The 9,174-nt window shown below is 64.8% G+C and carries 6 protein-coding genes; 4 read left to right on the top strand and 2 right to left on the bottom strand.

Translation table 11 applies throughout. The features are described from left to right. Nucleotides 1–104: 104 nt before the first annotated feature. Entirely contained in the window at nt 105–734 is a 630-nt protein-coding gene (locus FFS27_RS22710) for a CsiV family protein (protein ID WP_009313818.1), read from the bottom strand. A 10-nt stretch (nt 735–744) separates the two neighbouring features. After that, complete coding sequence (gene mfd / locus FFS27_RS22705) at nt 745–4,191, bottom strand: transcription-repair coupling factor (protein WP_003091189.1); 3,447 nt, start codon at nt 4,189–4,191, stop codon at nt 745–747. A gap of 139 nt (nt 4,192–4,330) precedes the next feature. Between mfd and FFS27_RS22700 the strand changes: the two genes are divergently transcribed. From FFS27_RS22700 to FFS27_RS22685, 4 genes are all read left to right on the top strand, one after another. Then, the gene (locus FFS27_RS22700) at nt 4,331–5,797 is read left to right on the top strand and encodes a glyceraldehyde-3-phosphate dehydrogenase (protein WP_023100927.1); all 1,467 of its coding nucleotides are present in this window, start codon (nt 4,331–4,333) and stop codon (nt 5,795–5,797) included. A 101-nt stretch (nt 5,798–5,898) separates the two neighbouring features. Beyond that, complete coding sequence (locus FFS27_RS22695; RefSeq protein ID WP_003091187.1) at nt 5,899–7,308, top strand: amino acid permease; 1,410 nt, start codon at nt 5,899–5,901, stop codon at nt 7,306–7,308. A 257-nt stretch (nt 7,309–7,565) separates the two neighbouring features. Then, on the top strand, nt 7,566–8,903 hold the full coding sequence (locus tag FFS27_RS22690; protein ID WP_021265005.1) for a Na(+)-translocating NADH-quinone reductase subunit A: 1,338 nt from the start codon (nt 7,566–7,568) through the stop codon (nt 8,901–8,903). Between the two features lie 3 nt (nt 8,904–8,906). Continuing rightward, nucleotides 8,907–9,174 (top strand): RnfABCDGE type electron transport complex subunit D (locus FFS27_RS22685; RefSeq protein ID WP_171019219.1); only part of this gene is annotated, 268 nt, incomplete at its 3' end.

Here is a 9,174-nt window from a genome sequence, read left to right as displayed (position 1 = left end):
TTGCACGATGGCATCGGCAAGGTGCGCGAGGTGTTGGCGCGGGTCCTGGCCGGCTAGGCGGCCATCGCAACGAAAAAAAAAGGCCGCTATTGCGGCCTTTTTCGCTATTGCGCAGGAGGTGCGGCGTCGAAACCGCCTTCGACGGGAGGCGCGTCCGCCGGTGCCTGCTGTTCTTCCAGTTCCATGGGATTGGGGGCGGCGGGACGGGCGCCGACCGGCACCACCTTGATCAGGATGCCCAGGCTCGGATGGTCGAGATAGGTCAGTTCGCCATTCTTCAGCCGCGTGCCCTGCCTTATGTGCTGGCTGCCGGCGAGGAAACCGTCGTCGCCGAAGCGATTGACCCAGAAATCGGCCTCCATGTCGACGAAGCGCACCTGGCTGAGGGTCAGCGTACCTTCCACCGGGAAATGATGATCCTGTTCCTGGCCTTCGCTGAGGGCGATCTTCACCGGGGTCTCGCCGATGTCCTGGCGCCAGGCCTTGTGCAGCAGCACGGTGTAGCCGTTGTCCTGGCTGAGCTTGGCGAGCTGGTTGTCGAGCGCGGTGGCGCGCAGGGCGTCGCTGGCCAGCGGCTGTGCGCCGGTGGCCCAGTCGTCCGGCGCCGGCTGGCTGGACGGCACGGCATCGCCGGCCTGGCGGAACACCACCAGTTCCACCTGGTAGGGACCGCCGGCGAATGCCGCGGGGGCGGCCAGTGAGAGCAGCAGGGCAAGGCAACGGAACAAGCGCATAGGCTAATCCTTAGGTGGTTTGCGGTGTCAGGCGCTCGAACAGCGCCTCCAGGGTATTGAAGCGTTCTTCCGGTCGTTCCATGGGCACCTGGAAGCGGAACAGGGTTGCGCCTTCGAACTTGTAGCGGTTCGGCTGGCCCTGGATCAGCTTGATCAGTACCAGCGGGTCGACCTGGGTATCGGCGGCGAATTCTATACGACCGCCCTGCGGTCCGGCATCGACCTTGAGGATTCCAAGTTTTTCCGCCTGCAGCTTCAGAAGGGTCAGGCGCATCAGGTTCTTCGCCGGATCGGGCAGGAGCCCGAAGCGGTCGATCATCTCCACCTGCAACTCGCGCAAACCTTCCTCGTCAGGGGCGTTGGCGATGCGCTTGTAGAGGATCAGCCGGGCATGCACGTCGGGCAGGTAATCCTCGGGGATCAGCGCAGGCACCCGCAGGTTGACCTCCGGCCCACCGCCCAGCGGCTGCTCGAGGTTCGGCTGCTCGCCCTTGCGGATGGCCTTCACCGCCCGTTCGAGCATTTCCATGTAGAGGGTGAAGCCGACCGCCTGGATCTGCCCGCTCTGGCCGTCGCCGAGCAACTCGCCGGCGCCGCGGATCTCCAGGTCGTGGGTGGCGAGGACGAAGCCGGCGCCCAGGTCCTGGGCGTTGGCGATGGCTTCCAGGCGCTTCTCGGCGTCCGGGGTCATCTGACGGCGCGGCGGTGTCAGCAGGTAGGCGTAGGCCTGGTGGTGGCTGCGACCGACGCGGCCGCGCAACTGGTGCAACTGGGCCAGGCCGAACTTGTCGGCGCGCTCGATGAGGATGGTGTTGGCGCTGGGCACGTCGATGCCGGTCTCGATGATGGTCGAGGCCACCAGCACGTTGAAGCGCTTGTGGTAGAAGTCGCTCATCACCTGTTCCAGCTCGCGCTCGTGCATCTGTCCGTGGCCGATGCCGATGCGCGCCTCCGGGACCAGTTCGGCGAGGTCGCGGGCGCACTTCTCGATGGTCTTCACTTCGTTGTGCAGGTAGTACACCTGGCCGCCGCGCAGCAGTTCGCGGAGCAGCGCTTCCTTGATCACCGCGTTCTGCTGCTCCATGACGAAGGTGCGCACCGACAGGCGGCGCGCCGGCGGCGTGGCGATGATGGACAGGTCGCGCATGCCGGAGACGGCCATGTTCAGGGTCCGCGGGATCGGCGTGGCGGTGAGGGTGAGGATATCCACTTCGCTGCGCAGGGCCTTGAGCTGCTCCTTCTGGCGCACCCCGAAGCGGTGTTCCTCGTCGATCACGACCAACCCCAGGTTGGCGAACTTCACGTCTTCCTGGAGCAGCTTATGGGTCCCGATGAGGATGTCGATCTTGCCTTCGGCCAGTAGCCGCGCGGCGTTCTCGACTTCCTTGGCGCTCTTGAAGCGGCTCATCACCTCGACGCTCACCGGCCAGTCGGCGAAGCGGTCGCGGAAGCTGTTGTAGTGCTGCTGGGCGAGCAGGGTGGTGGGCACCAGCACCGCCACCTGCTTGCCGCTATGCACGGCGACGAACGCCGCGCGCATCGCCACTTCGGTCTTGCCGAAGCCGACGTCGCCGCAGACCAGGCGGTCCATGGGCCTGGGCGCGAGCATGTCGGCGACCACCGCCTCGATGGCGCTTTGCTGGTCCGGCGTCTCCTCGAACGGGAAGCCGGCCGAGAAGGTCGCGTAGTCGGCCTGCGGATCCTTGAACGCGAAGCCTTCGCGGGCGGCGCGGCGGGCGTAGATGTCGAGCAGTTCGGCGGCGACGTCGCGAACCTGTTCGGCGGCCTTGCGCTTGGCCTTCTGCCAGGTTTCCGAGCCGAGTCGGTGCAGCGGCGCCAGGGCGTCGTCGGCGCCGGTGTAGCGGGCGATCAGGTGCAGGTTGGCGACCGGCACGTAGAGTTTGGCGTCCTCGGCGTATTGCAGCATGAGGAATTCCGCCTGCTGGTTGTCCACCTCGAGGGTGATCAGGCCCAGGTAGCGGCCGACGCCATGGTCGATGTGCACCACCGGCGCGCCTTCGCGCAGCTCGGTGAGGTTCTTGATCACCGCGTCGCCGCCGTCGCGGGTCTTTTCCCGGCGCCGGCGCTGCATGACGCGCTGGCCGAACAGCGGGCTTTCGGCGACCAGGGCGAGTGCCGGATGGTCCAGCAGCAGGCCCTCGTCCAGCGGCGCGATGCTGATCGCCAGGCGTGCCTGGCTGGCGAGGAAGGCCGGCCAGCCGTCGACTTCCTCGGGGCGCAGCTTCAGTCGGGCCAGCAGCTCCAGCAGGACTTCCCGGCGTCCGGGCGATTCGGCGCAGAACAGTACGCGGCCGGGGAACTCCTCGATGAACCGGCGCAGCGCGGCCAGCGGCTCGGCGGCCTTGGCTTCGATCGCCAGGTTCGGCAGCGGCAGGGCCGGGAAGCGCTCGCGCCCGACGCCCGGCTCGACGTCCTCCTGGCTGGCGACCACCCGTGGCCAGTTCTTCAGCCGGGCGAAGCAGTCTTCCACCGGAAGGAACACTTCCGCCGGCGGCAGCAATGGCCGTTCCGGATCGACCCGGCGGTCCTCGTAGCGGCTGCGTACGTCATTCCAGAACTGCTCGGCGGCCTGTTCGATGCCGGGCAGGGAGAACACCTGGGTGTCTTGCGGCAGGTAGTCGAAGAGGGTCGCGGTTTCCTCGAAGAACAGCGGCAGGTAGTACTCGATTCCCGAGGGTGTCAAACCGCTGGCGAGGTCCTGGTAGATCGGGCAGCGCCGGTAGTCAACGTCGAAGCGCTCGCGGAAGCGGCCGCGGAAACCGGTGACCGCTTCCTTGTTCAGGGGGAATTCGCGTGCCGGCAGCAGGCGGATCGACTCGACCTTGTCGATGGAGCGCTGGGTCTCCGGGTCGAAGGTGCGCAGGGTCTCGATCTCGTCGTCGAACAGGTCGATACGGAAGGGCAACTCGCTGCCCATTGGGAACAGGTCGATCAGCGCGCCGCGGACGGCGAATTCGCCGTGCTCGTAGACCGTGTCGACGCAGCGGTAGCCGGCGCCTTCCAGGCGCAGGCGCATCCGCTCGACATCGAGTTTCTGGCCGACGTCGAGGACCAGGCTGCTGCCGAGCAGGAAGCGGGTCGGCGCTAGGCGGTGCAGGGCGGTGGAGATCGGCACCACCAGCACGCCGTGCTTGAGCTGCGGCAACTGGTAGAGGGCGGCGATGCGCTGGGAAATGATGTCCTGATGCGGCGAAAAGACGTCGTAGGGCAGGGTTTCCCAATCGGGGAAATGCAATACCGGCAGGTCGGGGGCGAAGAACCGCAGTTCCTGTTCCAGGCGTTCGGCATTCTGGCTGTCGGCGGTCAGCAGCAAGGTGAAGCGCTTGGCGGAACTGGCGGCCTCGGCGACAGCCAGGCTCAGCGCGGCACCGGGGAGGTTGCCCCAGTGTTGCTTGCCGGCGCTGGCCGGCAGGCTGGGAAGACGCAGTACGGACACGGGCAAGCTGGGCTCCGGTCGGGAATTTGACCCGCCGGATTGTAACTTTCCCGACTGCTGGATGTCAGTCTTCCGACTGCTGCAGATTGCCGAGCCTGGCCGGCGCGGTCATAATGTAGCCCCTTTTTTCATCCCCTACATGTGGAAGGTATTGCCCGTGACTCAGAAGCCCGACCAGTGTCTCGGTGAATGGATCGATCGTGAAGCCATCGCGGAAGCCATGATCCCGCTGATTGGCCAGCTCTACCGCAATAACAATGTGGTGACCTCGATCCATGGCCGTGGTCTGATCAACCGCTCGGTGATCGCGATCATGAAGGCGCATCGTTTCGCCCGTCATCGCATGGCTGATGACGCCGAGCTGTCGGTTCACGAGACGTTCCCGATCCTCAAGGCGATGAGCGAGCTCAAGCTGGGTGCCGCTTCCGTCGATCTGGGCAAGATGGTCGCCAAGTTCAAGGCAGATGGTAACGGCCGCAGCATCGAGGACTTCGTCAAGGCCGAGCTGGCCGAAGTGGCCGGCAAGCAGAACGGCGATGCCCGCGAAGGCACCGACGTCGTGCTCTACGGCTTCGGCCGCATCGGTCGCCTGCTGGCGCGTATCCTGATCGAGAAGACCGGCGGCGGCGACGGCCTGCGCCTGCGCGCGATCGTTGTGCGCAAGGGCGCCGAGAACGACCTGGTCAAGCGGGCCAGCCTGCTGCGTCGGGACTCGGTGCACGGTCCGTTCGACGGCACCATCACCATCGACGAAGAAAACAACACGCTGACCGCCAACGGCAACCTGATCCAGGTGATCTACTCCAACGACCCGGCGTCGATCGACTACACCCAGTACGGCATCAAGAACGCCCTGCTGGTCGACAACACCGGCAAGTGGCGCGACGCCGAAGGCCTCGGCCAGCACCTGAAGTGCCCGGGGATCGATCGCGTGGTCCTTACCGCGCCGGGCAAGGGTGCGCTGAAGAACATCGTGCACGGTATCAACCACACCGACATCGGCGCCGACGACAAGATCATCTCGGCCGCCTCCTGCACCACCAACGCCATCGTGCCGGTGCTGAAGGCTGTCAACGACCAGTACGGCATCGTCAACGGTCACGTCGAGACCGTTCACTCGTACACCAACGACCAGAACCTGATCGACAACTTCCACAAGGGCAGTCGTCGTGGCCGCAGCGCGCCGCTGAACATGGTGATCACCGAGACCGGTGCCGCCACCGCCGCGGCCAAGGCCCTGCCGGTGCTGAAAGGCAAGCTGACCGGCAATGCGATCCGCGTGCCGACGCCGAACGTGTCCATGGCGATCCTCAACCTGAACCTGGAAAAGGCCACCACCCGCGAAGAGATCAACGAGTACCTGCGCCAGATGGCCATGCACTCGGACCTGCAGAAGCAGATCGACTTCGTCAGCTCCCAGGAAGTGGTTTCCACCGACTTCGTCGGTTCGCGCCATGCCGGCGTGGTGGACGCCGAGGCGACCATCTGCAACGACAACCGTGTCGTCCTGTACGTGTGGTACGACAACGAGTTCGGCTACAGCTGCCAGGTAGTGCGCGTGATGGAAGACATGGCTGGGGTCAACCCGCCGGCCTTCCCGCGTTGATGCGCAAGGCGTAGAGGAAAACGGGAGCTCTCGGGCTCCCGTTTTTCATTTCTGTGGATAACCAGAACAAGAAACTACTCACTTCGATTTAGGGTTTTTCAATGGATGGTCAACATCTGCACCAGGGCGAGCTGAAGCGTGGCCTGAAGAATCGCCACATCCAGTTGATCGCGCTGGGCGGGGCGATCGGCACCGGGCTGTTCCTCGGCTCGGCGGGCGTCATCAAGACGGCCGGCCCGTCGATGATCCTCGGTTACGCCATTGGCGGCTTCATCGCCTTCCTGATCATGCGCCAGCTCGGCGAGATGATCGTCGAGGAGCCGGTGGCCGGCTCCTTCAGCCACTTCGCACACAAGTACTGGGGCGGCTTCGCCGGTTTCCTCTCCGGCTGGAACTACTGGGTGCTGTACATCCTGGTGGGCATGTCGGAGCTGACCGCGGTGGGCAAGTACATCCAGTACTGGTGGCCTGACGTGCCGACCTGGGCCACGGCGGCGGCGTTTTTCGTGCTGATCAACGCGATCAACCTGGCCAACGTGAAAGCCTTCGGCGAGACCGAGTTCTGGTTCGCGATCATCAAGGTAGCGGCGATCATCGGCATGATCCTGCTCGGTATCTACCTGCTGGTCGGCGGCGGTGGCGGGCCGCAAGCCTCGGTGAGCAACCTGTGGGACCGCGGCGGCTTCTTCCCCAACGGCCTCAGCGGCCTGGTGATGACCCTGGCGATCATCATGTTCTCCTTCGGTGGCCTGGAGCTGGTGGGCATCACCGCCGCCGAGGCGTCCGAGCCGAGGAAGGTGATTCCCAAGGCGATCAACCAGGTGATCTACCGGATCCTGATCTTCTATATCGGCGCCCTGGCGGTGCTGCTCTCGCTGTATCCATGGGACCAGTTGGTGGAGACCATCAACGCTTCCGGCGACGACTACAGTGGCAGCCCGTTCGTGCAGATCTTCTCGTTGATCGGCAGCGGCACCGCGGCCAACATCCTCAACTTCGTAGTCCTCACCGCGGCATTGTCGGTCTACAACAGCGGCGTCTACTGCAACAGCCGGATGCTCTACGGCCTGGCCGCCCAGGGCGACGCGCCGAAGGTGCTGATGTCGGTGGACCGCCGGGGCGTGCCGGTGCTGTCGATCCTGGTCTCGGCGCTGATCACCTTCCTCTGCGTGATCGTCAACTACGTATTGCCGCACAAGGCGCTGGAACTGCTGATGTCGCTGGTGGTGGCGGCGCTGGTGATCAACTGGGCGATGATCAGCCTGTCGCACCTGAAGTTCCGCGCGGCGATGAAGCGGCAGGGCGTGGACACCTTCTTCAAGGCACTCTGGTCGCCGTTCAGCAACTACCTGTGCCTGGCCTTCGTGGTGTTCATTCTTGGCATCATGCTGATGATCCCCGGGATCAACATCTCGGTGTACGCCATCCCATTCTGGCTGCTGCTGATGTGGTTGTGCTACCGGGTCAAGCTGTCGCTGGCGGAAAGGCGCGGGCTCGGCCAGCAGGCCTGAGCCTGCGGGTGGCGCGGGACGGGAGCTTCGGCTCCCGTTTTTCATTTCGCACGGGCAAGTTTTCTGTCGTTTTCTGTTACGCGTTTCAAGGCCCGGTGTGCGGCTTGGGTGGCTCCCGGGGAGGTGGCTCTTTATAATCCCGGAGTTACCTTGCGGGGCCATTCATCAATCGTGCCAATTCAGTACGTTGTGCGCGATGATGGTCATTTTCTGACTTGGGCCTCGTCTTTTCTGTCCACGACCACTAGGCACTAGACATGATCAAGATAAAACGTGGCCTGGACCTGCCCATCAGCGGCGCCCCCGAACAGCGCATCGAGGCAGCACGCCCGGTACGCAGCGTGGCGTTGATCGGTTTCGACTACCACGGCATGAAGCCGACCATGGCGGTGCAGGTAGGCGACCGGGTGAAGCTGGGACAGGCGCTGTTCACCGACAAGAAGAATCCCTCCGTCAGCTATACCGCACCCGGCGCCGGTGTGGTCAGTGCCATCCATCGTGGCGAGAAGCGCGTCCTGCAATCGGTGGTCATCGATCTCGACGGCGACGAGCAACTGGAGTTCGCCCGTTATCCCGCGGACCAACTCGCCACGCTGAGCGCCGAGCAGGTCCGCGACAACCTGTTGCAGTCGGGCCTGTGGACCGCGCTGCGGACCCGGCCGTTCAGCAAGGTGCCCGATCCCGAGTCCAGCCCCAGTTCGATTTTCGTCACTGCCATCGATACCCAGCCGCTGGCCGCCGATCCGCAGGTGGTTATCGCGGAGCAGGGCGAGGCGTTCCAGGCCGGGCTGACGGTGCTCGGGCGCCTGGCCCGGGTGTTCCTGTGCAAGGCGGAAGGCGTTTCGCTACCCGGCGAGGCGCTCTCCGGCGTGACCGCGCAAGCCTTCTCCGGTCCGCATCCGGCGGGCCTGCCCGGCACCCATATCCACTTCCTCGACCCGGTGGGTGCCGGCAAGAGCGTGTGGAACCTGAACTACCAGGACGTGATCGCCATCGGCAAGCTGTTCACGACCGGGCAATTGTGGACCGAGCGGGTGATCGCCCTGGCCGGTCCGGTGGTGGAAAAGCCGCGTCTGGTGCGCACCCGGTTGGGCGCCAACCTCGACGAACTGGCCGCCGGCCAGCTGCAGCCGGGCAACAACCGGCTGATCTCCGGCTCCGTGCTGGGCGGTCGCACCGCCCATGGCGCCTACGCCTACCTGGGGCGCTACCACCTGCAGTTGTCCTGTCTCAAGGAGGGCGACCAGCGTGAGTTCCTCCACTACCTGCGCGCCGGGGTGGAAAAGCATTCGCTGCTCAACGTGTTCGTCTCCAGGCTGCTCGGCGGCAAGCGTTTCGCCTTCACCACCAGCACCAACGGCAGCCCGCGGGCGATGGTGCCGGTAGGCAATTACGAGGCGGTGATGCCGCTGGATATCCTGCCGACCCAACTGCTGCGCTACCTGATCGTCGGCGACACGGAAATGGCCCAGAAGCTCGGCGCCCTGGAACTCGACGAAGAGGACCTGGCGCTGTGCAGCTACGTCTGCGCCGGCAAGTACGAATACGGCCCGATTCTGCGGGACAACCTGGCACGCATCGAGCAGGAGGGCTGAGCCATGGGTTTGCGTAACCTGCTCGACAAGGTCGAGCATCATTTCGAGAAGGGCGGGCGCTACGAGAAGTGGTACCCGCTGTACGAAGCCGTGGACACCTTCCTCTATCGTCCCGGCAGCGTCACCCGCACCACTGCACACGTGCGCGACGGCATCGACCTGAAGCGCATGATGATCATCGTCTGGCTGTGCACCTTCCCGGCGATGTTCTTCGGCATGTACAACGTCGGCCACCAGGCCAACCTGATCTTCGCCCAGAGCCCCGACCTGT

The sequence above is a fragment of the Pseudomonas sp. 2VD genome (assembly GCF_005503585.1).
Classification (GTDB): Bacteria; Pseudomonadota; Gammaproteobacteria; order Pseudomonadales; family Pseudomonadaceae; genus Pseudomonas; species Pseudomonas aeruginosa.
This window is presented reverse-complemented; position numbering and strand designations above follow the sequence as displayed.

Coding starts and splice junctions, on each gene's coding strand:
- FFS27_RS22710 (WP_009313818.1), bottom strand. CDS start 734: ATGCGCTTGTTCCGTTGCCTTGCCCTGCTGCTCTCACTGGCCGCCCCC.
- FFS27_RS22700 (WP_023100927.1), top strand. CDS start 4,331: ATGTGGAAGGTATTGCCCGTGACTCAGAAGCCCGACCAGTGTCTCGGT.
- FFS27_RS22695 (WP_003091187.1), top strand. CDS start 5,899: ATGGATGGTCAACATCTGCACCAGGGCGAGCTGAAGCGTGGCCTGAAG.
- FFS27_RS22690 (WP_021265005.1), top strand. CDS start 7,566: ATGATCAAGATAAAACGTGGCCTGGACCTGCCCATCAGCGGCGCCCCC.